General features: G+C 42.1%; 21 protein-coding genes. 3 read left to right on the plus strand and 18 right to left on the minus strand.

Going from position 1 to position 26,169, the window contains the following annotated elements:
• Position 1 precedes the first annotated feature (1 nt).
• The 7 genes from FIU21_RS10445 to guaB all read right to left on the minus strand — a co-directional run bounded on the left by FIU21_RS10445 (position 2) and on the right by guaB (position 9,812).
• Positions 2-718 carry a hypothetical protein gene (locus FIU21_RS10445; RefSeq protein ID WP_172891388.1) on the minus strand — a complete coding sequence of 239 codons (717 nt, stop codon included), beginning with the start codon at positions 716-718 and terminating at the stop codon, positions 2-4.
• 468 nt (positions 719-1,186) lie between these two features.
• The gene (mutL, locus tag FIU21_RS10450; protein WP_004361532.1) at positions 1,187-3,079 is read right to left on the minus strand and encodes a DNA mismatch repair endonuclease MutL; all 1,893 of its coding nucleotides are present in this window, start codon (positions 3,077-3,079) and stop codon (positions 1,187-1,189) included.
• Between the two features lie 8 nt (positions 3,080-3,087).
• On the minus strand, positions 3,088-3,378 hold the full coding sequence (locus tag FIU21_RS10455; RefSeq protein WP_004361533.1) for a hypothetical protein: 291 nt from the start codon (positions 3,376-3,378) through the stop codon (positions 3,088-3,090).
• 62 nt (positions 3,379-3,440) lie between these two features.
• Complete coding sequence (locus tag FIU21_RS10460) at positions 3,441-5,315, minus strand: OstA-like protein (RefSeq protein WP_004361534.1); 1,875 nt, start codon at positions 5,313-5,315, stop codon at positions 3,441-3,443.
• Between the two features lie 53 nt (positions 5,316-5,368).
• A complete protein-coding gene (locus FIU21_RS10465) occupies positions 5,369-6,811 on the minus strand; it encodes a peptidylprolyl isomerase (protein ID WP_036886932.1) in 1,443 nt (480 codons plus the stop codon).
• A 17-nt stretch (positions 6,812-6,828) separates the two neighbouring features.
• Positions 6,829-8,253 carry a peptidylprolyl isomerase gene (locus tag FIU21_RS10470; protein WP_036886934.1) on the minus strand — a complete coding sequence of 475 codons (1,425 nt, stop codon included), beginning with the start codon at positions 8,251-8,253 and terminating at the stop codon, positions 6,829-6,831.
• Positions 8,254-8,327: 74 nt separating this feature from the next.
• A complete protein-coding gene (gene guaB / locus FIU21_RS10475) occupies positions 8,328-9,812 on the minus strand; it encodes an IMP dehydrogenase (protein WP_004361537.1) in 1,485 nt (494 codons plus the stop codon).
• A gap of 332 nt (positions 9,813-10,144) precedes the next feature.
• Here guaB and FIU21_RS10480 point away from each other — a divergent pair, with 332 nt between their 5' ends.
• Positions 10,145-10,633 (plus strand): Dps family protein, encoded by a 489-nt coding sequence (locus FIU21_RS10480; RefSeq protein WP_004361538.1) that lies wholly within the window; start codon positions 10,145-10,147, stop codon positions 10,631-10,633.
• 421 nt (positions 10,634-11,054) lie between these two features.
• On the opposite strand, the gene FIU21_RS10485 is transcribed toward FIU21_RS10480, so the two are convergent.
• The 8 genes from FIU21_RS10485 to FIU21_RS10520 form a co-directional block, all read right to left on the minus strand.
• Positions 11,055-11,366 (minus strand): helix-turn-helix domain-containing protein, encoded by a 312-nt coding sequence (locus FIU21_RS10485; protein WP_004361539.1) that lies wholly within the window; start codon positions 11,364-11,366, stop codon positions 11,055-11,057.
• Positions 11,353-11,712, minus strand: a complete 360-nt coding sequence (locus tag FIU21_RS10490) for a type II toxin-antitoxin system RelE/ParE family toxin (protein ID WP_036886937.1) — start codon at positions 11,710-11,712, stop codon at positions 11,353-11,355. Before FIU21_RS10490 ends, FIU21_RS10485 begins: the two co-directional genes overlap by 14 nt.
• 224 nt (positions 11,713-11,936) lie before the next feature.
• Positions 11,937-14,120: a DNA helicase RecQ gene (recQ, locus tag FIU21_RS10495; protein WP_004361541.1), complete on the minus strand. Its 2,184-nt coding sequence runs from the start codon at positions 14,118-14,120 to the stop codon at positions 11,937-11,939.
• Positions 14,121-14,222: 102 nt separating this feature from the next.
• A complete protein-coding gene (gene clpX, locus FIU21_RS10500; RefSeq protein WP_004361542.1) occupies positions 14,223-15,461 on the minus strand; it encodes an ATP-dependent Clp protease ATP-binding subunit ClpX in 1,239 nt (412 codons plus the stop codon).
• Positions 15,462-15,470: 9 nt separating this feature from the next.
• On the minus strand, positions 15,471-16,163 hold the full coding sequence (clpP, locus tag FIU21_RS10505) for an ATP-dependent Clp endopeptidase proteolytic subunit ClpP (protein WP_004361543.1): 693 nt from the start codon (positions 16,161-16,163) through the stop codon (positions 15,471-15,473).
• A gap of 177 nt (positions 16,164-16,340) precedes the next feature.
• Positions 16,341-17,705, minus strand: a complete 1,365-nt coding sequence (tig, locus tag FIU21_RS10510; RefSeq protein ID WP_004361544.1) for a trigger factor — start codon at positions 17,703-17,705, stop codon at positions 16,341-16,343.
• Positions 17,706-18,146: 441 nt separating this feature from the next.
• The gene (gene lptB, locus FIU21_RS10515; RefSeq protein ID WP_004361545.1) at positions 18,147-18,974 is read right to left on the minus strand and encodes an LPS export ABC transporter ATP-binding protein; all 828 of its coding nucleotides are present in this window, start codon (positions 18,972-18,974) and stop codon (positions 18,147-18,149) included.
• 176 nt (positions 18,975-19,150) lie between these two features.
• Entirely contained in the window at positions 19,151-20,284 is a 1,134-nt protein-coding gene (locus FIU21_RS10520) for a transposase (RefSeq protein ID WP_036886940.1), read from the minus strand.
• Between the two features lie 187 nt (positions 20,285-20,471).
• On the opposite strand from FIU21_RS10520, the gene FIU21_RS10525 reads away from it, so the two are divergent.
• Entirely contained in the window at positions 20,472-21,218 is a 747-nt protein-coding gene (locus FIU21_RS10525) for an MlaE family ABC transporter permease (RefSeq protein ID WP_004361547.1), read from the plus strand.
• Positions 21,219-21,364: 146 nt separating this feature from the next.
• Positions 21,365-22,135 (plus strand): ABC transporter ATP-binding protein, encoded by a 771-nt coding sequence (locus tag FIU21_RS10530; protein ID WP_004361548.1) that lies wholly within the window; start codon positions 21,365-21,367, stop codon positions 22,133-22,135.
• Between the two features lie 602 nt (positions 22,136-22,737).
• On the opposite strand, the gene FIU21_RS10535 is transcribed toward FIU21_RS10530, so the two are convergent.
• The 3 genes from FIU21_RS10535 to der all read right to left on the minus strand — a co-directional run bounded on the left by FIU21_RS10535 (position 22,738) and on the right by der (position 25,869).
• Positions 22,738-23,988, minus strand: a complete 1,251-nt coding sequence (locus tag FIU21_RS10535) for a hypothetical protein (RefSeq protein WP_036886942.1) — start codon at positions 23,986-23,988, stop codon at positions 22,738-22,740.
• Positions 23,989-24,136: 148 nt separating this feature from the next.
• Entirely contained in the window at positions 24,137-24,526 is a 390-nt protein-coding gene (locus tag FIU21_RS10540; RefSeq protein WP_004361550.1) for a hypothetical protein, read from the minus strand.
• 29 nt (positions 24,527-24,555) lie between these two features.
• A complete protein-coding gene (gene der, locus FIU21_RS10545; protein ID WP_004361551.1) occupies positions 24,556-25,869 on the minus strand; it encodes a ribosome biogenesis GTPase Der in 1,314 nt (437 codons plus the stop codon).
• Between the last annotated feature and the right edge of the window lie 300 nt (positions 25,870-26,169).

Raw genomic sequence — 26,169 nt, forward strand, 5'->3', positions numbered from 1 at the left:
GTTATTTCAGTCTGTGAATACGATAAGTTACCAATATCTCAATATTATTCTTTACCTCCTCAATGATATTCACTTTGATTTCTTGAGGTAGTCCGTCATCTGCAAGGAGGACGTCATGATAGAACTCATAATTATATTGCGTAAAGCTATACTTGATAATCGGCTGGTAGCGTTCCTTATAGGTCTTCATGATACCATACTCATTGACAAACTTTGTACGCTGGTCGTCGGCTGAGATATAACGTGATATCTTTTTCAGCCCCGACTCTTCATCAGTGCTTAACTCTTGCGTAAGAGAAGTTTTAATCGGAGTTTGGTCAAAGAGGAAAGAATAGAAGGTTTGCTCGAACTTCTCATCTTCCAGCTTTCTCCCTAAAAGATACTTATCAAAGAAAACATCATAAAACAACTTACTTGAGAGTTCTTTTCTGAAAGTCGGTTCATCAATGAACTGCTTGTCGATAAGGTCAGTAAACTTCTCTACCTGCTTACCTTCATCAGAACCTTGTTCCATTGTAGAATTGATAGTATAGAACATCTCCGCACGGTATTCCTCCCATCGTTTCTTGATTTCTTCAAAGTTCACCACCCTGTTAATCTTACCAGTCATCGTGTCAACCGTAACCTCTGCACGACACTTGATACTATCAATCTTATCCAATAACTCCAGAGCCGCCATCATGTTTTCTGGTCGTATCTTGACAAAACTCTCCGTCACTTCACCTTTAAACCTGTTATTTTTCAGTTTGGAGTCATACTGCAAAGATAATAATTAAAATCTATCAGGGTCGATTTTTTCTAAAAAAATACTATTTATTTAACGTTGAACATTAATGTAAGTTACTGCTGTATTATAAAGATAAGGTAGTAGATTCTTCTTACTCAGTCGTTTTTTAAAAAGAAAGAATATCGTATTGAGTTAATAAAACTAACAACAAACTGACTCCATTTTAGCGATATTTAGAAAGATTCCTACCATCAGCACCATTGGTGTTAACCAACAGCACGACATGTGCGGGGCATCAACACGTAGGCTAAAGATAGGAAGAATGGGGCATTAGACTCATCATTATGAAGAGAGTAAAATGCTAATGAATAAACAGTTTACCTATTAACACAAACAACAAGCCCTATTAGTCCGATTGGGCTAATAGGGCTTATAAGACAAACAGTCATAAAAAGACTATCAACTATCGAAAAGATGCTCAATATCCTGCTGCTTCATAATCGCAATTACTGGTTCGCCAGAAGGGGTGTAATTGACATTACTACAAGCAAAGAGTTCGTTGACAATATTATCCATTTCCATACTACTCAGCACCTGACCTTGCGGTATGGCTGCATTACGTGCAAGACTCAATGCCAAAGCTTGGTCGATTTCTTCCTTCGCACTCGTTCCGCTCTCCATTGCCGAAGCTACCATGTCATTGATAAGCGCAACGACATTCAGTCCTTCTATACCTGCAGGAACTCCATTAACAGCATAACTACCCCCACCAAGGCTATCGAGTTGGAAGCCCATCTCTGCCATTTCTGGTAGAATCTGGTCGAGAACCACTTGGTCGGAGACGGAGAACTGAACCATCTCGGGGAAGAGTACTTTCTGGGAATGTACTTTATGTTCAGACAACTGGCGCAAATACTCCTCATAAAGAATACGAATATGTGCACGATGTTGGTCAATAATCATAAGTCCAGACTTCACAGCTGTCATGATATAACAGCCCTTATACTGATAATGAGAGGGTGCCTTGTCTTCTATCAACGACTCTGCTGCGGACTGTGTTGCTGCTGAAGGGATGATAGTCCCTTCTTCAACGGTATCGTTTACAGAACTCAAGCTACTGCTTATCATCTCATCCTCACGCTGTTCAACAAGTTTTGACTGACGAATTTCACCACCAGTACCCAAGTCAGCATAGAGTTCTTCCCATCCATCTGGAACTGAAGGCTTAGCAGGTTGAGATGTCTGCTTGAAAGGGTTATAAGCAGGATTGAAGTCTACCTTTGGTGCGGACATTCCGACATTGGGATTGAACACAGGAATATCAGGTTTCCCCTCCGTATCAAAGTCAATAGCAGGAATATCATTAAAGCGTCCTACAGCCTCCTTTACAGCAGCAAGCAAAATCTGCCAAATAGCCTGTTCGTTCTCAAACTTTATCTCAGTCTTTGTCGGATGAATATTCACATCGATATTCTCTGCTGGTACATCAAAGTAAAGGAAGTAGGGTACCTGTTCTCCCTGAGGTATCAATCGGTCAAAAGCCGTAATGACAGCCTTATGAAAATATGGATGTTTCATATAGCGGTCGTTGACGAAGAAATACTGATGAGGTGCTTTCTTACGTGCAGACTCTGGCTTACCAACAAAGCCATGGATATGACAAAGGCTCGTATCAACATCTATCGGCAGAAGATCCTGATTGAGACGCTTACCAAAAACCTCCACAATTCGCTGACGATAGCTACAAGCACGCAGACTAAAAAGTTCTGTACCATTGCTGTGCAGCGTGAAAGATATCTGTGGATAAACCAATACGATGCGCTCAAAGGCAGTAATGATATTATTGAGTTCGGTAGTATTCGACTTTAAAAACTTACGTCGAGCAGGTACGTTGAAGAAGAGATTCTCTACCAAGAAATTACTTCCCACAGGACAAGAGCAAGGCTCCTGACCCATAAAGCGACTGCCAGCAATAGACAAATGTGTACCCAAATCCTCGCTCTCCATACGAGTCTTTAACTCTATCTGAGCCACCGCAGCAATAGAAGCCAACGCCTCTCCACGGAAACCCATCGTACGAAGAGAGAAGAGATCGTCAGCCTTACGAATCTTAGAAGTGGCATGACGTTCGAAGGAAAGGCGTGCATCCGTCTCTGACATACCCTTTCCATCATCGATTACCTGAATAGAAGTGCGACCAGCATCTACCACCAACACATCAATATGCGTTGCCCCAGCATCAATGGCATTCTCCACCAACTCCTTAATAACAGAGGCAGGACGTTGAATAACCTCACCGGCTGCAATCTGGTTGGCTACACTGTCTGGTAAAAGTTGTATGATATCACTCATGAAGGATTCTATAAAGCAATAAATAAAAATAAGGTAAGAAGAGCTATGACACCTGCTGAAAGAATCAACGACACCCACATTGCCGTAAAACGATTACCTCTATGGCGCAACACTTCAGGCTTCAGCGAACCACTGATTTTGCGCTGTAGTTCCTCCCGATACTTACCCTCAGGCACCTCTTCACCATTCAATTCACGCCGAGCACGCTGCTCTATATCATTGAGCAGTTCCTTGCGTTCGTCCACATACATATATTCATGATGGAAACGACGGGGGCGTGATGAGTGGAAGAATAGCATTGTTATTGTAGGATGTTATCTTACTAAAAACCTGACGAGGCTGTATATGACACCTATCAACGTCACTCTATTTGTTGACGTGGTGGTAATGATACTCGTGAATTACGTACGGTTGCACTCGTCTTACGTGGTGCAAGGCGGAATATATCATTCTTATCCTTAGGTCTTACCTCTTCGAAAAGTTCAAAGCGAGGCAGTGTCAACTTGTCGGGTGGTATCTGTGTCATCGGACTGATAACGCCATTCGACTTTGACATCCATATCTTCTGTAGCTTTCGAACAGGTGAGATAAACATCCGAAGCGTATCTGTTTCTGTATAATTATGCCCAATGAGCGTACTATCCTTATCGGTATGATAGAAGACTACTTCAACATTTCCCCACGCATCAACACGACGAACAGCACCATTGACAAAATCAGCACGCATGTCATTAGAGGATATCTGGTTGTAGTATTTGGGTTCAGGAAGCTTTTCAATAGAGAAAGCATTGCCATACACAAACGCCTGACGGATGGTTGAGTCGTTCATATATGCCTTAATAGAATCGCCCACCAACTGACGTGTACCACTCCATACGATTGGATAATCATACATCGTTAGACAAGAATCCTTGGTGTTAGCTACCATAAAACCACATACCGCCTGCACGTCTGTACGATAGGCACGAACATTATTCACACCATATATCTCACGATACATCTGTGGAGTATTCATATGAAATCCCTTCATACTAATAGTATCAGCATGAACAAAGAGCGTATCACCTTGTGAGAAATCCTTTGCTACCGGGCCCGGATTACCACCAAAGGCTATCGCTGCGGAATCAGTATAATGAAGATAATCGCCATAGAAAGCGTGCTTACCCTTATAGTCAATGTAGTAAACGTTGCCTTCACCAGTTCCCTCATGTGTATTACTATTGTAGGTAAGGTCACGACCAGTTATGGTGCGCTGCTTTAACTTGTCTACAATCTTCACATTGCCACGTCCTGCACTATAACCAGTCTTGGCATTGTAAGTCACTTCATCACCTGTAATAACACGCTGTGCCTTACGGTCATCTATCTTAACATTACCACGTGCGTTACTATGACCAGTCTTCTCGTTATAGAACACATCCTGACCGATGATAGTGCGATTGTTTGCTTTATCCACAATCTTCACATTACCATGACCTTCTGCTTCTCCTGTTGAACTGTTATAGACAATATTATCGCCTTCAACATCCTGCTTTGGGGAAGTGATAGTAGAACGTCCATTAAGCTCCATCTGGTCGGTCTTGCTATTATAAGTACCATCATTGGTATGCACAACTTCGCCCTTGGCAGTCTTGATAACCGACTTACCAACAACATGAACAAGACCAGTTTCCGTGTTACCATGTGCCTCTGGTGTTGTAATACGATACTTAGGCGTAAACATCACAACGTTACCAAAGAAGTTGGCATCATGCGTTTCCGTATTGTAATCACCCTGATCGGCAACAACTGTGTTACCATTATAAACCAATGTACCACGTCCACCAAAGTAATTAGCTACCTTAGAGGCTGTGTTATAGTCCAAGCTATCACAACGGAGAGATCGACCAGGTTCTCTTACTACCACCTTACCGCGTGCATGAACCATTTGTCCAAAGCCATCATAATGTAAGCGTTGGCAGTCAAGGTTCACTCCGCCAGGGCGAGTGATATGTACACGGCTGAAAGCTTTGAACCAATTAGACTTTTCATTGAAATAAGCACTATCACACTTAAGTGTCATACCCTTATATCGGAAACGAACATCGCCTTTAGCAATCATCACATCAGGCATTTCCAACTGGTTATGACGCAGATTGTCGGCATGGTCAATATAGAACTTATCTCCTTTCTTCTCCGTTGCATTCTGTGCTCGGAGCGACTGGGATTGCCATAGCCCAAACAGGCATAGAATCATAGTAATCAAGATTCTATGCCCGCAAAATATGTTTTTATACTTGTTGTTTATTGTCATTTAAGCCAACCTTCGTATTGGAAATTACAACTTCTATAACGAGGATTAATCCTCACATAGGTTTCCTTTACCTTCTTTACAACCCAATCATGCAGTACTTCCTTTCTGCGTTTAGCTGTAACAATATCGCGCATCGTCTGGAAGTCTTCTGTTATCGTAGCTCGATGTTCTGGTACACGTGCCTTCAACTTTACGATAGCACAAACAACCTTACCACGAGCATTAACCATTTGGAATGGCATAGAGACCTCGCCAACCTTCATCGTATCAACGACACGAGCCACCTCTGTTGGCAGTTCCTTCATCTTAAAGCGTGAAGTACGACTGTTCTCTACAGAGTTAACCATCAATCCATGATTGTTCTTCGTATCTTTATCATCTGAAAGATAAGCCGTTGCATCCTCGAATGTAAACTTACCACTCTTGATATCCTTACCAATAGAATCCAAACGCTCCTTAGCTGCATCGATAGAAGCTATTGAAACATTTGGCTTCAAGAGGATATGACGGACATTAACCTTATCACCACGACGGTCAATAAGTTGGATAATGTGGTAGCCAAACTCACTCTCAACAACCTTTGAAATCTTCTTTGGGTCAGTAAGATTAAAGGCTGCAGCAGCAAATGCAGGGTCGAGTACACCACGTCCCATATAACCTAACTCGCCACCTTGACGAGCAGAGCCTGGGTCTTCTGAGTAGAGACGTGCCAATGTAGCAAAAGAAGTCTCGCCCTTCGTCACACGGTCAGTATAGTCACGCAGTTGGTTCTTAATACGATTTATCTCCTCTGTCTCAATCTTTGGAGTCTGCGTAAGTATCTCTACTTCAACCGTTGTTGGAATCATTGGAATACTATCCACTGGCAACTTCTTAAAGTATTCGCGTACCTCAGCAGGCGAAACAGCCACGTCATTAACCAGATTCTGCTGTACCTTCTGTACAAGCAAACGGTTCTTATAATCGTCATGCAGGTCTTGGCGAATCTGAGTCATACTCTTATTCTGGAACGCCTCGAGCTTCTCCTTTGAGCCAATCTGTGGAAGAGAAATCCAGTAATTAATCTGATCATCTATACCACGTGCAATCTCTGACTCGCTCACCTCAACACTGTCGAGGGCTGCCTGATGGAGGAAAAGCTTTTGAACAGCTATCTGTTCAGGTAGAATACATTCAGGGTCGCCATTCCATTTCGTACCTTCAGCCTCGCTTTGCAGTCTCATTATTTCAACTTCAGACTTCAAGATAGGTTCATCACCGACTACCCAAATAACTTCATCAACAACGCTATTTGGCTTATCTACGGCAGCTGTCTCAGTCTTTACAGAGTCTGACAGAGCAACAGGACCGCTTGCACGGAATGCGCCAGCATGCAAACCCATTGCTGTAAGAACTGTTCCTGCAAGCAGGACTATTGTCTTTCCTTTATTTATTTTCATTGAAATGCTGTATTATCTTAATGCTTATTGACTGTTGAAAGAACCTTCTTATCAACAACTACTTTATACTTTTTGCGCAATGCTTCTACCCATGCCTTCTCAAGGTCCTCCTGATAGTTGGAAACAACAAGATCGCGCACATCTTCCATACCTTCAGGAGCCTTTATCTTCTTACCGAACACGGCATCAATAGGATATCCATTAACTGGTTTTACAGTCGTCTTCGCACCGAAAACATCACGGTCTACCAGCGCATTATCACCCTTTCGGAAGATACCCTTCTCCACACGAATACGGATAGTATTGTCAGCATTGAACTTATCACGCAGTTTCTCTGCCCACTGATTGAAAGGAACATCCCTCACACATGCTTTCACAGCCTCAACATCTTCCTTTGTTTTCACGTGATAGGCAATACCCTTAAAACGTGGTTCAGTCCACTTATATTGTTTTTTATGCTTACGGAAATAAGCTTCAAGTGCCTTTTCATCCTTAGCAGCCTTATCCCAAACCTCACGGTTACTCATTTCAATCATCAGTAAACCATCATGATACTCACGGATAAGATTCTTCATGCTTGCATCTTTCTCCTCCAAAGAAGCGAGTTTTCTATCAAGCAGTTGATCCTGTGTGACCGTCTTGCCCTCACTCTCTACAATAGAATCGAGTTTCTGATCAATAATCTGCTCACGCAAACCTTGCATCTCGATATACTGCATGATCTCTGGACGAAGAGTTTCATAAGTTGGGAAACTCTCACGACCACCCATCTTAATGATATGATAACCAAAAGGAGAAAGTACAGGAGCACTTATCTCACCTGGCTTCAAAGCAAACAGAGCCTTCTCAAACTCAGGTACTGTCTGTCCTTTCTGAAGATGTAACAACTGCCCACCATTCATGGCAGAGTTAACATCTGTAGAATATTTCTTAGCAAGTTCAGCAAAATCTGCTCCACCACGAAGAGCGTTATAGAGAGAGTCTGCCAACTGCTTTGCTGCTTCTGCAGCTTCCTTATCAGCATTCTGATATAAACCGATGAGGATATGTGCGCAGTTCCACATACCACCATTAGCCTCGACCTGCTGCTGAGCTTCACGATAAAGTTTATGTCCTTCCGCCTCAACGTCAGCATCTGTGATGAAAGTTGGGCGCACCTGCTGGTTGCGATAACTAAGGAACTCCTTTTTGAAAGAGCTGAGCGTATCAAGATGCGCATCGAGTGCAGCCTGTACCTTCAATTTGTAATTGATAAAGAGATCAACATACTCATCCACACTCTTCTTATCAATCACACCTTCAGCGTTATTCTTATTATACGAATACTCAAATTCCGAACGGCTCACTGGCTGTCCGTTAATAGTCATTATTGTTGGGTCAGTCTGCCCATATGCCATTGTCGTTGAAAGCAAGAGGGCTGACAGAATTACTTTGAATTTCATTGTTATTCTTTTAACGCAGGGACCCTCTCCCCTGAAAAACAGGAAAGAGGGCGAATGATTTATCGTCTTTTATATTATTCTGGACGCGAATAGTTTGGTGCCTCACTGGTAATTGAAATATCATGTGGATGACTCTCCAATACACCAGCATTGGTGATACGAGTAAACTTAGCATTATGCAAGTCTTCGATAGAAGCTGCACCACAATATCCCATACCTGAGCGAAGACCACCGACAAGCTGATAGATAACTTCCTGAACAGTTCCCTTGTAAGGAACACGACCAGCGATACCCTCTGGAACGAGCTTCTTAACATCGCCTACATCATTCTGGAAGTAACGGTCACGTGAACCATTCTTCTGTTCCATTGCCTCCAATGAGCCCATACCACGATAGCTCTTGAACTTACGTCCATTGAAGATAATTGTATCACCAGGAGACTCTTCTGTACCAGCAACCAATGAACCTACCATCACACTGCTGCCACCAGCTGCCAATGCCTTAACAACATCGCCTGAGTAACGCAAGCCACCATCAGCAATCAATGGCACACCTGTACCTTCCAATGCCTTGCAAACATCATATATAGCACTCAACTGTGGAACGCCAACACCTGCAACAACACGTGTTGTACAGATAGAACCAGGTCCGATACCTACCTTAACAGCATCAGCACCATTGTCAACCAAGAACTTAGCAGCCTCACCAGTTGCAATGTTACCCACAACGACGTCAAGGTTAGGGAAGGCACTCTTCACATCATGCAGCTTACCAATCACACCAGCAGAGTGTCCGTGAGCAGTATCAATAACGATAGCATCAACACCAGCAGTAACAAGTGCCTGTGCACGCTCCATTGTATCAGCAGTCACACCAACACCAGCCGCAACACGAAGACGACCCTTCTCGTCCTTACATGCCATTGGCTTGTCCTTGGCTTTGGTAATATCTTTATAAGTAATCAAACCAACGAGACGATTCTCACGGTCGACTACTGGTAATTTCTCAATCTTATTCTCTTGCAAAATATGCGCAGCTGCAGTAAGATCAGTTTGCTGATGAGTTGTTACAAGGTTCTCCTTGGTCATCACATCATCAATGAGTTTATCCAAATGACGCTCAAAACGGAGGTCACGATTGGTAACAATACCCACGAGATGATTCTCTTCATCTACTACAGGAATACCACCGATATGGTAGTCTGCCATCATCTCAAGTGCATCCTTCACTGTACGACCCTTAAGGATAGTAACAGGATCGTAAATCATACCATTCTCAGCTCGCTTCACAATAGCCACCTGGCGTGCCTGGTCTTCGATGCTCATATTCTTATGAATCACACCGATACCACCTTCACGCGCAATCGCAATCGCCATAGAACTCTCTGTAACGGTGTCCATAGCTGCTGTAACGAAAGGCACATTAAGATCAATGTTACGTGAAAACTTGGTTTTCAAGACTACCTCTTTAGGCAGTACTTCTGAATAAGCTGGAATTAAAAGGACGTCATCGTAGGTTAAGCCGTCCATCGTGATTTTGTCTGCAACAAATGATGACATAATTGTATTTTAGAAATTTATTGCATGCAAATTTAGCAATTTAAAATCAAACAGACTGGCTTTTTCCAGTTTTTCTCACACCTTATTAAAAGTATTTAATATTTATTCCTCAACATATTCCCTGCTTTTCGCCAGTAACTATAAAACACTAAGTACAAATCCACACTTTACAAAAGTCTATACATCGACAATAATCTCCTCATTATCAATCAATAATAAGCAAATATAGATTATATCAATTAGTACATAGATTTTATCTGTTGTGGTAGATTGAAAAACCCACTAACTTTGCACTCGTAAACAAGAAACAACAACTTAAAAACATATTCAAGATGAAAAAATTAGAAGTATTAGGATTAAACGAAAAGAAAGTAGAGAACATAGTAAATGAACTTTCAGTTTTGCTGGCAGATTTTCAGGTATTCTACAGCAACCTCCGTAATTTCCACTGGAACGTAAAGGGACATGGTTTCTTTGTATTGCATAGCAAGTATGAGGAACTTTACAACGATGCAGCAGAGAAGGTTGATGAGGTAGCAGAGCGTATCCTTCAGTTGGGCAGTACACCAGAGAGCCGTTTCAGTGTATATCTGCAAACATCTGAAATCAAAGAGGCTGACGTTGTTAGTTGCAGCAAAGAAGCTCTCGACTTGCTTCTCGATTACTACAAGACACTGATTGCTCGTGAGCGTAGAATCATTGACCTTGCTACTGAGGCACACGATGACACAACAGTTTCATTGATGAATGACTTCCTCGTTGGCCAGGAAAAGACTGTTTGGATGCTCGTTGCTGTTAGCTCACAGAACTGCGCAGAATAATACAAAAACGTTGAATAAATAGCCAAGAGGCTGAATCAGAAGTAGAAATGCACGCCATAGGCATTTGTCAGAAGGCTTAATCGAAGAATTGACTAAACTCGTACCACTCTTCATTAACCACTAACCACTTTCTGATTCAGCCTCTTTATTGATTTAGCTACATGGAAAACAAAAAGATATTTTAAAAACTTTCTGGTAAACACTTCCCATGTTAGTTTGCCATCATCGTCTTAAAATATTCGTTATACTGACCATTAGCACTCTATATTCCCATCTTCAGATAACATATTATTGCTCCGCACATATCGTGCTGACGCCCCGCACACATCGTGCTGTTGGTAAACACCATTAGTGCTGAGTGCTAAACACCTTGCAATATATTGCCGAAACGAACTCAACTTGCTACTTTTCACCAGCGTAACTACCCTATCACCAAGGCAAATCGAAGTCCTAAAGCATTCGCAATTTGCATAAAAGTAGAAAGCTGCATATCACTGTTTCCACGCTCAATATTTGAGATATACTCTCGCTTCTTACCTATCTTATCAGCCAACTGTTGCTGGGTCATCTTCTGCTGCTTGCGCTGTTCCTTAAGCAGTTCTGCATAATAGTAAGCCTTGGCACGTGCCTCAAACTCGGTACGCTCCGGAGAATCCTCACATCCAACTTCTTCATTAAGAATATCATCGAATGATTTTAAACGTTTCCACTTTTCTTCATTAATCTTCTTCATACTCAATTCTCCATTCTTCTAATAGCTTTACAGCTTTGTTGATTTCACTTCTATATTGCTTCGTATCTTTCTTTAGAAAAGAATTCAACAGAAGCACCTTAGTCGCAGAGATTATATTTACTGCATCAATTGAAAATACAATTGTTCTATACTCATTTGATGAAAGAGAAACTCTCATCTCATATAAGTTCGTATTCTCTAAATGCTTGATAAACTTTTCACTAACAACTGATTCTGTTTTAAGAACCTGTATCACATATAGATACTTTTTTCTTACTTTTGGCTCTAAGGATTTTAGGAACTCTACAAAAGTTTCCGTCATCCTTATATCACGATCAACTTTCATAAGCAAAGGTAACAAATAGATTACATATATCCAAATAAATGGAATGAATTAATTACATTATTAAGATTTATAATAGAATTACGGTTAACAATAAATAGATTAAGAATCAGAGCTTTGTATTCAGACATAGATTAAGAAGATTTCTATTATATGCTGTAGGGACACACGAGCTGTGTATCCCTACAGATAAAGAGCTATACACCTATTAATAATGATGTATTGTATTAGTTAGCCATTTCTGACAAGAACTTAATGCGTACAAGACGAATTTCTTCTTCGCTATAGTCGCTATCTAATTCTTCCATTGCGGCATCGAGACTATCTGTCTCGCTATCCATAAAGTAGTCGTAGATATCATCTATCTGGTCCTCATCATACACATCCTCAAGGAAGTAGCCTATATTGAGTTTTGTTCCACTATAGACAATCTCTTCAATCTTCGTCAGTAGGTCATCGAAATCAAGTCCCTCTGCTGTGGCAATATCATCAAGCGGTAACTTTCGATCGATACTCTGAATTATCTTTACCTTCTGCATAGACTTTTTTGCAACTGTTCTAACGCGTAGTTCTTCTGGTCGCTCAATGTTATTCTCTTCGCAATGTTGCTTTATCAACTCACAAAACTCTTTACCATAACGCTTTGCCTTGCCAGCACCAACGCCTTGGATATTTTGTAATTCTTGTTCATTGATAGGATACATCATTGCCATCTGCTCCAAAGAAACATCTTGGAAAATAATATAAGGAGGAATCTCTAACTTGTGTGCTATCTTCTTACGAAGGTTCTTCAGCATGGAGAAGAGTTCTGGATCGAGGACCGCTGTACCCATCATTGGCTCATCATCCTCGTCCTCCTCCTTAAATTCAGTATCCATGACTATCATAAACGACTCTGGCGACTTTAAGAAACGTTTACCAGCAGCAGTCAGTTTTAGCAAACCGTAGTTCTCTACATCCTTCTTAAGATAACCTGCTAAGAGTGCTTGACGTACGACTGGGTTCCAAATCTTTGGATTCTCGTCTTCACCCTCTCCGAAATCATCTAACTCATCATGCTTATAATCTTTCTGATCATCGGTCGCTCTGCCACGTACAAAGTCAATAACATACTCTTGGCGGAAATTCTCCTTCAATGTTTTCACTGCTTGGAGAATAATAAGAAGTTGCTTCTGTGCTTCAATCTTCGTCTTTGGATGAAGGCAATTATCGCACATAGCACAGTTACACTTTGGATAATCCTCACCAAAGTAATGTAGCAACATCTTTCTACGACAGACAGATGACTCTGCATAGGCTTCTGTTTCTTGTAACAACTGACGTCCAATATCCTGTTCTGCAACTGGCTTACCCTCCATAAACTTCTCCAGTTTATTGAGGTCTTTCTTAGAATAGAACACAATACAGATTCCTTCCTCTCCATCACGTCCTGCTCGTCCTGTTTCCTGATAATAACCTTCAAGACTCTTCGGGATATCATAATGTATTACAAAACGTACGTCTGGTTTGTCAATACCCATACCAAAAGCTATGGTTGCCACAATAATATCCAACTCTTCCATGAGGAAGTCGTCCTGCGTCTTAGAGCGTGTCTCAGAATCAAGTCCTGCATGATAAGGAGCTGCCTTGATATCATTAGCTTGCAAGATAGCCGCCAACTCTTCCACCTTCTTACGTGAAAGACAATAGATAATACCACTCTTACCGGTATGCTGTTTGATAAACTTGATGATCTGCTTATTCGTATCGTCATCACTCTTCTTCGGACGTACCTCATAATAAAGGTTCGGACGATTGAAAGAGCTTTTGAACTCGGCACAATCCTCAATACCTAAGCTACGTACAATGTCCGTACGCACCTTATCGGTAGCCGTTGCTGTCAAAGCAATGACAGGAGCAGTGCCAATCGTTTCGATAGCACAACGAATCTTACGATACTCTGGGCGGAAATCATGTCCCCATTCCGAGATACAATGTGCTTCATCGATAGCGTAGAAACTAATCTTCACTGACTTCAAGAACTCCATATTCTCTTCCTTGTTCAAGGACTCTGGAGCCACATAGAGCAGTTTTGTACGACCAGAAACGATGTCTGCACGTACCTGATCGATTTCAGCTTTCTTCAAGGAAGAGTTGAGGTAATGTGCTACACCATCCTCCTCACTAATTCCATTGATGACGTCCACTTGGTTCTTCATCAATGCAATGAGCGGAGAAACGACAATCGCCGTTCCCTCCATAATCAATGAAGGAAGTTGATAGCAAAGACTCTTTCCACCACCTGTAGGCATCAGTACGAAAGTATCGTGTCCGTCAAGAAGATTACGGATAATAGCCTCCTGGTCGCCTTTGAATTTATCAAAGCCAAAATAGTGTTTTAGTTTTTCGGTAAGATTGACTTCTTGTGTCATGTTAATAGCTGGGTATTTTCCGATTCTTTACGGTTTCTGTAGAAATTACACAGCCTACTGACGCGAAGGATTCCTCACATCAGTAGGCTGTATATATAGGTTTTATGAGACTGTATTCGATTTCTGAATATGAGCCTTATCAAGTTGTTGACGAACGTATTCTTCCGTCACCTCAAATGACTTTATGCGTCGTGAAGGTACGTCGAACATAGCATCCATCATCACAGCCTCAACGATTGAACGCAATCCACGGGCTCCAAGTTTATACTCTACACCCTTATCTACGATGTAATCAAGTGCTGCTTCAGTGAAAGTTAGCTCAATGCCATCCATCTTGAACAACTTAATATACTGCTTCACGATAGAGTTCTTAGGCTCAACAAGAATCTTACGCAATGCCTCACGATCAAGTGGATTAAGATAGGTAAGCACTGGCAAACGACCAATAATCTCAGGAATAAGACCGAATGACTTCAAGTCTTGAGGAAGGACATACTTCATCAAGTCGTTCTTATCTATCTTTGCAACGTTCTGCACAGAGTTGTAACCAACCGTGTGCGTATTCATTCGCTGCGCTATCTTACGCTCGATACCATCGAATGCACCGCCACAGATGAAGAGGATATTGCGAGTATCAACGTGAATGTAATCTTGATCAGGATGCTTACGACCACCCTTTGGCGGTACGTTAACCATTGTTCCCTCCAAGAGTTTCAGTAAACCCTGCTGTACACCCTCACCGCTTACATCACGAGTAATGCTTGGATTATCACTCTTACGCGCAATCTTATCAATCTCGTCGATAAAGACAATACCACGCTCAGCCGCTGGCACGTCATAATTAGCCACCTGCAAGAGACGTGAGAGAATACTCTCCACGTCCTCGCCTACGTATCCAGCTTCTGTGAATACGGTTGCATCAACTATCGTGAAAGGCACATCAAGGAGCTTTGCTATGGTGCGAGCAAGCAATGTCTTACCCGTACCTGTAGAACCAACCATGATGATATTGCTCTTCTCAATCTCTACACCATCATCATCCTTTGGCTGTTGTAAACGCTTATAATGGTTATAAACAGCCACAGAAAGATAGCGTTTCGCCTCATCCTGACCAATGATATATTCGTCAAGATACTGCTTGATTTCCTTTGGTTTAGGAACCTTCTTAAGTTTGAAAGCCTCATCATCGCCATTCTGTTCCTGTGCCAACGCACCAGTCTGCATGACAATATTGTAAGCCTGCTGTGAACATTCCTCACAGATATAGCCGTTCAAGCCAGTGATAAGGAGTTTTACTTCCTTCTCACCACGACCACAAAAACTACATTTCTTTTGGGGCATTATTATCCTTTACTTTACTTCTTCTGAAGCGTTACTTACTGGTTTTCTCATCAAAACCTCATCAATCATACCGTACTCCTTAGCCTCTTCTGAAGTCATCCAGTAGTTACGGTCACTATCATTCCAAACCTTATCGAATGGTTGATGAGAATGTTCGCTAATGATAGTATAGAGTTCTTTCTTGAACTTCTGAATCTCACGTGCTTCAATCTCAATGTCAGATGCCTGACCTTGTACACCACCCAATGGCTGGTGAATCATCACACGACTATGTTTCAAGGCAGAACGCTTGCCCTCCTTACCCGCAACGAGCAATACGGCAGCCATGGATGCAGCCATACCTGTACAGAGTGTAGCAACATCACTGGAGATAAACTGCATGGTATCATAGATACCTAAGCCCGCAGTAACGCTTCCACCAGGAGAGTTAATATAAATAGATATATCCTTACCTGGGTCAACAGAGTCCAAGTAAAGCAGCTGTGCCTGAATTGTATTGGCTGAATAGTCATCTACCTGAGTCCCGAGGAAGATAATTCTCTCCATCATCAGACGTGAGAAGACATCCATCTGAGTCACATTCAACTGACGCTCCTCAAGGATATATGGGTTCAGATACTGCGCCTGTGCTCTCATCACGTCATCAAGCACCATACCATTCATCCCAAGATGCCCTGTAGCATACCTTCTAAAATCGTTCATTATTTTCCTTTCTTATAATTTATATATGACAAAAAATAGAGGTTATCGACCTCCCTTATCATTGTCATCTATACAAACACCATGCCACTCAGTGCGACACTTGCCTGCATATCTAAAGCAAAGATAAGCAAAAAAATCGATAACCTCTATATATAAAGGAAGATTTTTCTAAAAATATTACTCGCTTACAAGTTTGTTGAATTCCTCAAGACTTACTGTCTTAACGTTCAATTTAACAACCTCCTTAATAGCCTCAGCAAGCTTACGATCGAGAGCTGCCTCAACGAATGAATCTACATTCTCACGCTTCTTCAGCATCTCATCAGCATAACCATTCAAGTAATCCTCTGGTACGTTGGTCATACCATACTGAGCAAACTGTGCACGTGCCATCTGGCGAGCGCTCTCACGAACATCATTGTCATCAACTTTGATGTTGTGATCCTTAGCCAACTGCTCCTTAATCAAGTGCCATGTCAACTCCTTGATGCTCTGTGCATAGTTCTTCTCTACGAACTCCTCACCCTTATCCTGATTGTTTGCCAACATGATGCGCTTTAAGATAGCGTCTGGGTAAGTCAAATCACCTACCTTCTTCTCGCAGTAAGTGCGGAGATCCTGAATGAACTTGTAGTTAGAATCACCCTTCAACTGCTCTGTCAAACCGTCAGCGATAGCCTTACGGAAAGCTGCCTCATCCTTGATATCAGCATCCTCACCATAAACACTCTTCCAAAGCTCAGCGTTGTTCTCAGCCTTAACGAAGCGTGAAATCTCTGTAATCTGATAAGAGAAGTTACCCTTGTGCTCAGCAACCTCCTCCTTCTTAATCTTCAAGAGTGAAGAAACCTCGATATCATTATCAGGGTAAGCTGCTGTTGGGTTGAAGGTAATGATATCACCAAGCTTAGCACCATCGAAAAGCTTCTTCTGATCCTCAACCTTGATATACTGTGGCATCAATGATGCACCCTCAACGGTGATACCACCCTCGAGTGTATTTCCATTCTCATCCAACTCACGGAGGTCACCCTTCAACAAGTCACGCTGCTCTGGATCGAATACCTCAGCCTGCTCATAGTGACCAGAACGGCTCTGGAACATCTCAACCTGCTGATCGATCAACTTATCATCAACAGCAATCTCGTAGTAGTCAATCTTGTTCTTACCATTCAGTTCAATCTTGAACTCTGGAGCAACAGCAATATCAAACTTGAACTCGTAAGGAGCTGGTTTCTCCAAGTCTACTGCCTCTTGAGACTCAGAACCCATTGGCTGACCCAACATCTGAATCTTGTTATCAGCGATATATTTCTGGAGGCTCTCACCAAGAATCTTATTAATAGCATCCATCTTTACCTGTGGACCATACTGACGCTTAATCAGACCTACAGGCACCTGACCCTGACGGAAACCAGGAACGTTGGCACGCTTGCGATAATCCTTGAGAGTTTTCTCTACCTCATCCTTGTAATCAGCTTCCTCAACAGTGATGGTCATCAAGCCATTCACTTTGTCGGGATTCTCAAATGAAATTTTCATCTTTGATGTTATATATTTATGTTTATTATTATTTATCAAAAGTATAAGTTCACAAGAGGGCGCAATTACCCCTTATAGACTTTGAAGTGCAAAGATACTTAAAAAATCGCATAACCTTATAATATATAAGTGGAAATTTGTTTTTTTAACCAAGATAATTGGCTAAAGAAGTCTACAATAGGGGTTAACTTTTAATAAACAAAGCTACTTACAACAAACTCTTATATTGAGTTTTACCGTAAACAGCTTTTTATTTTGCACTTACTCTTTATATCTGAAAAGCTCCTTTCTCGAATTATTTTCATGAAGAAAAATATTTTTCTTCATGAAAATAATTCGCAACTTACTTACTCTTGCATAAACAAAGGCGCAAAGAATACTTTATCTTTGCGCCTTTCTGACGGCTAATATAGCCTATCTAAAAGAGAGGATATATTCCTCTTATAAACCATTCGCCTCTTCCTGCGCACGTTTACGCTGATCGAGCAACTGGAAGTCTTTCTTCTGAAGGACGAAATCTGTACCGAGGTATTTCTCCTTCACAATCTTATTGGCTGCCAACTCTTCTGGAGTACCCTTAAAGAGGATGCGTCCCTCAAAAAGAAGATAGGCGCGATCGGTAATATTCAACGTCTCATGTACATTGTGATCGGTAATAAGAATACCAATATTACGGAACTTCAAACGCCAAACGATGTGCTGAATATCCTCTACAGCAATAGGGTCTACGCCCGCAAAAGGCTCATCAAGCATGATAAACTTTGGGTCAATAGCCAAACAACGAGCAATCTCACAACGACGACGCTCACCACCAGAAAGTCGGTCTCCAAGATTCTTACGTACCTTTTCCAATCGGAATTCGCGAATCAGACTCTCCATATTATCAATGCGCTCCTGCTTTGACAGCTTTGTCATCTCCAAGACACTCATAATATTATCTTCCACACTCATCTTACGGAAGACACTCGCCTCCTGTGGAAGATAGCCAATACCTGCACGAGCACGCTTATAAACAGGGAAGTTGGTAATTTCCTGATCGTCAATATATACATGTCCCTCATTAGGAACCACCAATCCCGTTGTCATATAAAACGACGTGGTTTTTCCTGCACCATTTGGTCCGAGCAGTCCCACAATCTCACCCTGCTTCACATTGATGCTCACACCATTGGCTACCGTACGCTTTCCGTATCGCTTCACCAGTTTATCTGTACGAAGAATACTTCCCTCGCCTTCTGGGCGCACAACAATATTATCTGATTCTGACATAGTTTTCTCTTTTAAGCTATCGCTGCAAAATTACGAAATAAAAAGCAGATAGCAATCATAAAGACGTGAAAAGAAACAAAAGAACAATACAGATAAGTGTATAGCTACGTGTGTACGCTTCTATTAAAAGACATTCTCACGAAGGTTCTCTGCCCTGTTTACTTGGTGGCTATTCCTTATTCTTCGCCAGAAGTATATCTTAACAGCTCCTGCTCGAATGCCGTCGTCCATACTTCATTACTAAGTGCTGCCGACATTGAATTAAGGGCTTGACACTGCTCTCGCAAGATAGTCCTGCGTTCGTGATGATATGCCCATGGAGCCAACATAAGGAGTCGCCCTTCACAACAAGCATCAAAGTACTTCCCAGGCGGTTTATAGAGAGGCGGAAAACCGTTTTCCAGCAAGACTATAAGCGGGAGTTTCTCCTCCAATGCAGCACGTGCTATTTCTTTTTCTCCAGCCGATATACAGGGGCTAACAAGTACTCCTCCCTCTCGTCCTCGTGCAAAGAAGTATTCCTTTTGCAAGGCTATAAGGCGCAGATTCTCTGGTGTCTTATTATTATGACAACGCACCTGCAGTCTTATTGGGTGCTCCAGTAACCACTGATTTCCTATAGCAGAGAAAGTTCTTTCACCCACCTTCAAACTATTCACGACACGAAAGAGTTGCGGATTATCCCGCTTCATCGCCAGCCGTCGTGGGTTATCAGCAATATATCTGAACATATTCTCCAGCTGTCCCTTCCCCCTTAGCACGCTGTCATGATAGCCCAGCGCAAAGAGCATGCCATGCTCTGGGTGCTTACAGCCTCGCTGTTTCGCCCCTTCTCCGCTGCCAGCCAGCCTCTGCCTTCCTATTCTGTCCTCCTGTTCCTGCTTCTGAGGCATTGCCTCAGAACTCCCCAACACCAACCGCCGATACGCCCGATTACAGCCTACCTTGAACCCATTAATAACCTTCCCCAGGTGTACAGCCATCTCATGCGTCACAAAGAGGATGCCGTGTATATGATCCGGCATAACCTGAAAGGCAAGCACACTCACCTCTGGATAATGCTTAGGAATCTCTCTCCAACAACGCTCAACCTCACTCCCCAGCTCTGTTGGCTCAACATAGGCGGATGCTACAGCTGCCGTCCTTCGCATAAGCCTCCCCAACAATGGTTGCCTTCCTTCCGTACAGAGCGTTATCATATAGATACACCGCCCTTGATAGTCATGCCCTTTAAGCCTCCGTAGCAGCGACGCCACACGCTCACGACGCCAACCTACCCCTTCCACATATATTGCAGGATTACTTTTCATAGCTTTCAACTCATAGTTTGTTACGCACAAAGATACAAATATAATCCTAAAAGAACTATACAACAGTGGCAAAGATACTATTTACAAAAAGCGAAAGTAGCCTTCATGACTATTAAATAATGTCTTTCTTTTCTCTTTCTGTGATATTTTGGTTAAATTTGCATTTTGAACATCAAATAGAAAGAACATGCTTTTATTCAAATGGCTGACAACATTCGGTAATTATCTTATATTGATGGGACGCTCATTCAGTCGTCCTGAACGAATGAGAATGTTCCTAAAGCGATATGTTAAAGAGATGTCCCAGTTGGGTGTAGACTCAATCGGTATCGTATTACTCATCTCTTTCTTTATTGGAGCAGTTATATGTATACAGATTAAACTTAACGTGCAGAGCCCTTGGATGCCACATTGGGTGTCAGGTTATGTGACGAGAGAGATCATGCTTTTGGAGTTCTCCAGCAGTATCATGTGTCTGATCCTATCAGGTAAGGTTGGGTCAAACATTGCTTCAGAGTTAGGAACCATGCGTGTGACACAGCAGATAGATGCCTTAGAGATTATGGGTATCAACTCTGCCAGCTACCTCATCTTACCAAAGATTATGGGACTCATCACAATCATGCCATTCCTTGTTATCTTTTCTGCAGCAACAGGTATCATTGGAGCATACGCCACAGCCTACCTTGCACATATCATCACACCAGTAGATTTGACTGCTGGTTTGCAACATGATTTCAATCCGTGGTTTATGTGGATGAGTATCATCAAGGGATTCTTCTTTGCCTTTATCATTTCAAGTGTATCGTCTTATATGGGCTACACGGTGAAGGGCGGAAGTGTTGAGGTCGGTAAGGCATCTACAGATGCTGTAGTCTGCTCAAGCGTACTGATTCTCTTCAGTGACGTTTTCCTCACACAGATGTTGAGTTAAACCTCCCCCAACCCCTCCAAAGGAGGGGAGATTAGAGAGAACAAATCAACTCCTGAAAGTTAATACTAACTAATTAATAAGCCCATCTTCCCCCACAAGTAAGCAGATTGGGCTCCCCTCCCTTCGGAGGGGTCGGGGGAGGCTCTATGATTGAAGTAAAACATCTATTCAAATCTTTCGGCGACAAGGAAGTGCTGAAGGATATAAACATCGTTTTTGAAGACGGAAAAACAAACCTCATCATCGGACAAAGTGGTGCAGGTAAGACCGTTCTCATGCGTTCGCTCACCGGACTGCTTGACCCAACCAAGGGTGAAGTACTTTATGACGGACGTAACTTTGTCAACATGACAAAGAAAGACCAGATTCTCATGCGTCGTGAGATGGGTATGATTTTCCAAGGTGCTGCCCTCTTTGACTCGCTCACTGTACTGGAGAATGTTCGTTTCCCATTGGACATGTTTTCGGACATGACAGCTCAGGAACGTGACAAAAGAGCTATGGAATGTCTTGATCGTGTGAACCTGACAGGAGCTGAACAGAAGTTTCCTGGTGAGATTTCGGGTGGTATGCAAAAGCGTGTAGCTATTGCCCGCGCCATCGTTATGAACCCAAAATATCTCTTCTGCGATGAGCCAAACTCTGGTCTTGACCCTAAGACATCACTGGTCATAGACGAACTTCTAACGAGTATCACGCGTGAGTTCAATATGACTACCATCATCAACACTCATGATATGAACTCCGTCTTGGGTATTGGTGAGAATATCGTTTTCATTGCAGATGGTAGAAAAGAATGGCAAGGCGACAAAGAGACTGTCATCACTTCACATAACCAGAAACTTAACGACCTCGTCTTTGCTTCTGACCTCTTTAAGAAAGTCAAGAGCATAGAAGAAAACAAGACTACATTATAAGGAAACTCAGCAACTTATCAGTTCTGAAATATACAGAAAGAAGCCCTTATCCTTCCTGCTGAACAGGGGGGATAAGGGCTTATCGATTTCTGTTGTTGTCCGATAAAGCCAACCGCAAACCAATCATTTGAGCCTGAACAGGTTTTGTTTTATTGTCGAGCAGATTGTCTGTCTTTGTAACGAAGGCGTATCAGCTACGTAAAGTTAGAAGGACAAGAGGAGACTATACCCAGCATAGATAGGGTTTTGAAAAATCATTACATAATTTCAAATAAATCATCTGCAAACAAAGGAAAAACATATGTAAAAAGCAAGTTTACAACCAGCAGTAAATCAATTAGTTACAAAGTCGTGTGAAAAAGGTGCTTAATTGGACTTCAATTAAGCCTTAATTGAGCTTCAATTAACGCCCTTTTGAACCGCAATTAAGCCTTAATTGAAGTGCAAGAGAGCGTAGATTGAAAATGAAGGAAAGAAAAAACAGGACAAAAACGATTCTCCCATAAGACCGGCACAGACGCAAAGTCCCACATACTTAGAAAGAATCGGGTTCACAATTCTGTCAACAAAAGCAAATGGAAAGATTACCATTTTCACTCATCTTAGTTTGCTTCATTCTTCACAGCCACATCATACTCCTCATAAACCTTGTCACATAGTGCTTCAAAACCAGGAAGACTAAAATAATGCCGGCTATCAATATAGTTGCGGAAAGAATCGTTGTAATAGAGCTCGTGCCCCAAGAGAGAAGTATCCTCTCGGTCATACTTCTTACTGAACTTATAGAGATAATAACAAAGATAGGCTGCAACCTTATAGCATTCTTCCTTCGTAAATTCAGTCATCCACATAGGAAGTTTTTGCTCCTCTATATTCAACAGATAGTCTATATAATCATTGAAGAGCCTTATCCACTCCATATTTTCTTCTGTTGCAGGTAGTTTCAAGATGCTTTTCAAAAGTCCTTTTCTGATTTCAACTTTTGCGTGCTTCGCCTTTCTTTTACTGGCTAAAGTATTGTCAAGAATCCAAGGGGCATTAACGTCAGTATATTCTTTCAACATGTTAGCCATTACTAACTTATTTATTTCTTCGTTCTTGTCATATCCATACTCACGCAGCAGGTCTATAAGAAACGCAGCTTCGTTCTTCTTCAACCATTCAAGAGCGTCTTTACTATCATAGAAGATAAAATTGTTTTCGTTGAAAAATATGCTATCATTGAAGTTAAAATAGAGTTTTCCACGTTTTATTACTTTCCTGTGATTTTTACCTATGGCATCATCAGGCAGTCCCTCTATCTTTACCGCACTGTCAATTGTGGGGGAAGTAATGATGTAATTGTAGTTTGGCACATAGACAAGTCTGTTCCAGAAATACTCTTGTTCGCCGAAACTGTCACCACCCATCGACTTTTCCTGCTTAGCCCGTTCTGTTGCACTACCATTCTTAAAGATGTACGTTCTGAAACCTCTCGTCAATTGAATATCATTACTTTGGTTTACATCAACACCAAAATATTTCAAAATGGCTTCTCTGGCCCTCTCGTTATCAACGGGTTTATAGCCCTTGCGACGGATTGCTTCATCAATCAGTTCGACAGCAATATCAGTGTATTCCACTTGAGCCTTCTGCGGAAAAGAAAGGATTCCTCCATCCGACACTTTTGTCAAGTCCAGATAATAGGCTCTGATCTGCTTATCATACTGACTTAGCAGGTCTTTCTTGACCGCAACAACCGTATCAGCAGTATTCTCCTGCTGCGGAACCTTACGCTGATTATCACAGCTGCTTCCCAAGACCATGAGCAGCAGCGTCAAAAGGAGATACTTGCTTTGTTTCATCTTTTTCATTCTCTACTTCAAGAAATCCGTCCGACAATAAGACCCAGCTCAGGCGAAAGAATCTAAGAGTAAACCGACTTTCTATCGCCAGGACTACCCGTAATATCCATTAGTACAAACAGCCTTAAAGGTAAACATGCCATTATCCACACAATGCCTATCGCATCATCCACACTCCGTGCTTCTTTAGCATTGGTACAACAACCTGCTCCGTTGTCTTGTCGCCATAATGAAACAACAGAAAGGCACTGACTGTACTATCCTTTTCAGAGAAAACAGATGAACCCAATGACACAGAATCAATCCCTTCATGCTCCTTCTTCTGTTGCTCAATAAACTGACGAAGGTTTGTTAAGAGTTGCTTTCGATAACTATCAGGTAACTTCTCTGAACGATTCTCACCTCCTAAAAAGGCTTCATACTGACCTTTCAACAGTTGTTCGTAGTAGAGTTTGGCTGCACGACCAGCCAACTCTCCTTGGTCTACCTCCTTTTTCTTACTGCAAGCCATCAATAAAAATGGCAAAGCAAAAAGAAGGGGAAACATTATTCTCTTCATAGGCATACCTCCTACGACTACTTCTGACGAATGAATATATTGATTGGACAGCCATGCAGGTTCCAGTTCTCACGTATCTTGTTCTCCAAGAAACGACGATACTGCTCCTTAACATACTGTGGCAGGTTCGCATAGAACACGAAAGAAGGAATCTGTGTGTTTGGAAGCTGTGAGCAATACTTAATCTTGATGTACTTACCCTTCACTGACTGTGGTGGCGTTGCCTCAATGATAGGAAGCATCACCTCATTCAACTTCGTTGTACCGATATGCATTGTGCGGTTCTGATATACCTCTTTCGCTGTTTCCAAAACCTTAAAGATACGCTGCTTTGTCAGTGCTGAAGCAAAGATGATTGGGAAGTCAACGAATGGAGCCATACGCTTACGAATAGCATTCTCAAAGGTATCAATAACCTTCTGGTTCTTGTCTTCAACCAAATCCCACTTATTCACAACGACAACAAGACTCTTGTTATTACGCTGTATGAGCTGGAAGATATTCATATCCTGCGCCTCGATACCACGTGTTGCATCCAACATCAGAATACAAACTTCAGAGTTCTCAATGCTTCGGATAGAACGCATAACGCTATAGAACTCCAAGTCTTCGCTCACCTTGTTCTTACGACGGATACCGGCAGTATCAACAAGATAGAAATCAAAACCAAACTTCGTATAGCGAGTATAGATACTATCGCGCGTTGTACCAGCAATCTCGGTCACAATATTACGATCCTCACCAATGAAGGCATTGATAATACTTGACTTACCAGCATTAGGACGACCTACGACAGCAAAACGAGGGATATCCTGATCAACTGCTTCCTCTGGTACATCCTTCAAGTTCTCAAGCAGAATATCAAGCAAATCACCTGTTCCGCCACCTGTAGCAGCACTAATACAGATAGGCTCTCCCAAACCGAGTTTATAAAACTCGGCTGCCTGATAATACTCACCGCTGTTGTCAACCTTATTCGCAACAAGGAGTACAGGGAGCTTAGTGCGACGAAGAATCAATGCTACATCCTCATCCCAGTCGGTGATACCCGTTTCAGTATCAACAACAAAGAGGACGAGATCAGCTTCTTCCGTTGCCACAAGCACCTGCTTGCGAATTGCATCTTCAAAAATATCGTCTGATTTAACAACCCATCCACCAGTGTCAACAATAGAAAATTCGCGTCCGTTCCACTGACACTTACCATACTGACGGTCGCGTGTTGTACCAGCAGTATCGCTCACAATCGCATGACGTGTCTGAGTTAATCGATTGAAAAGTGTGGACTTACCTACGTTTGGACGTCCCACAATAGCTACTAAATTTGCCATTAATATTGGTCTTTTCCCTCCTCATAATTCAGTGCTAACACTGTTGAAAAATTATGAAAAGGCGCCGGATGTGGTCAGGCATCCGATGAATATTTGCCGAGGATGACCATTCCCCAGCCCTCGCATTGTGCGAGAGTGTGCCCTACTAAGCAGTCAGGGCGATTTATTTTCTTATTATCAAGGAAGCTATTAGCTTTGTATTAGCCCAATGAGCCTTTTTAGCTTTATCAGCCCAATAAGGCTAATAAAATCTCTCCCCAGCCTATCCTGTTGGGCTCTCCCCTCCCTTCGGAGGGGCTG

The organism is Prevotella melaninogenica (genome assembly GCF_013267595.1).
Classification (GTDB): Bacteria; Bacteroidota; Bacteroidia; order Bacteroidales; family Bacteroidaceae; genus Prevotella; species Prevotella melaninogenica_D.

Bases quoted from the DNA above. Each gene is read 5' to 3' on its own strand.
- clpX (WP_004361542.1), bottom strand. From the start codon at position 15,461: ATGCCCCAAAAGAAATGTAGTTTTTGTGGTCGTGGTGAGAAGGAAGTA.
- clpP (WP_004361543.1), bottom strand. From the start codon at position 16,163: ATGAACGATTTTAGAAGGTATGCTACAGGGCATCTTGGGATGAATGGT.
- FIU21_RS10470 (WP_036886934.1), bottom strand. From the start codon at position 8,253: ATGAAATTCAAAGTAATTCTGTCAGCCCTCTTGCTTTCAACGACAATG.
- FIU21_RS10490 (WP_036886937.1), bottom strand. From the start codon at position 11,712: ATGAAAGTTGATCGTGATATAAGGATGACGGAAACTTTTGTAGAGTTC.
- mutL (WP_004361532.1), bottom strand. From the start codon at position 3,079: ATGAGTGATATCATACAACTTTTACCAGACAGTGTAGCCAACCAGATT.
- FIU21_RS10455 (WP_004361533.1), bottom strand. From the start codon at position 3,378: ATGCTATTCTTCCACTCATCACGCCCCCGTCGTTTCCATCATGAATAT.
- FIU21_RS10520 (WP_036886940.1), bottom strand. From the start codon at position 20,284: ATGAAAAGTAATCCTGCAATATATGTGGAAGGGGTAGGTTGGCGTCGT.
- guaB (WP_004361537.1), bottom strand. From the start codon at position 9,812: ATGTCATCATTTGTTGCAGACAAAATCACGATGGACGGCTTAACCTAC.
- lptB (WP_004361545.1), bottom strand. From the start codon at position 18,974: ATGTCAGAATCAGATAATATTGTTGTGCGCCCAGAAGGCGAGGGAAGT.
- FIU21_RS10465 (WP_036886932.1), bottom strand. From the start codon at position 6,811: ATGAAAATAAATAAAGGAAAGACAATAGTCCTGCTTGCAGGAACAGTT.
- tig (WP_004361544.1), bottom strand. From the start codon at position 17,705: ATGAAAATTTCATTTGAGAATCCCGACAAAGTGAATGGCTTGATGACC.
- der (WP_004361551.1), bottom strand. From the start codon at position 25,869: ATGGCAAATTTAGTAGCTATTGTGGGACGTCCAAACGTAGGTAAGTCC.
- FIU21_RS10460 (WP_004361534.1), bottom strand. From the start codon at position 5,315: ATGATTCTATGCCTGTTTGGGCTATGGCAATCCCAGTCGCTCCGAGCA.
- FIU21_RS10525 (WP_004361547.1), top strand. From the start codon at position 20,472: ATGCTTTTATTCAAATGGCTGACAACATTCGGTAATTATCTTATATTG.
- FIU21_RS10480 (WP_004361538.1), top strand. From the start codon at position 10,145: ATGAAAAAATTAGAAGTATTAGGATTAAACGAAAAGAAAGTAGAGAAC.
- recQ (WP_004361541.1), bottom strand. From the start codon at position 14,120: ATGACACAAGAAGTCAATCTTACCGAAAAACTAAAACACTATTTTGGC.
- FIU21_RS10485 (WP_004361539.1), bottom strand. From the start codon at position 11,366: ATGAAGAAGATTAATGAAGAAAAGTGGAAACGTTTAAAATCATTCGAT.
- FIU21_RS10540 (WP_004361550.1), bottom strand. From the start codon at position 24,526: ATGTTTCCCCTTCTTTTTGCTTTGCCATTTTTATTGATGGCTTGCAGT.
- FIU21_RS10530 (WP_004361548.1), top strand. From the start codon at position 21,365: ATGATTGAAGTAAAACATCTATTCAAATCTTTCGGCGACAAGGAAGTG.
- FIU21_RS10535 (WP_036886942.1), bottom strand. From the start codon at position 23,988: ATGAAAAAGATGAAACAAAGCAAGTATCTCCTTTTGACGCTGCTGCTC.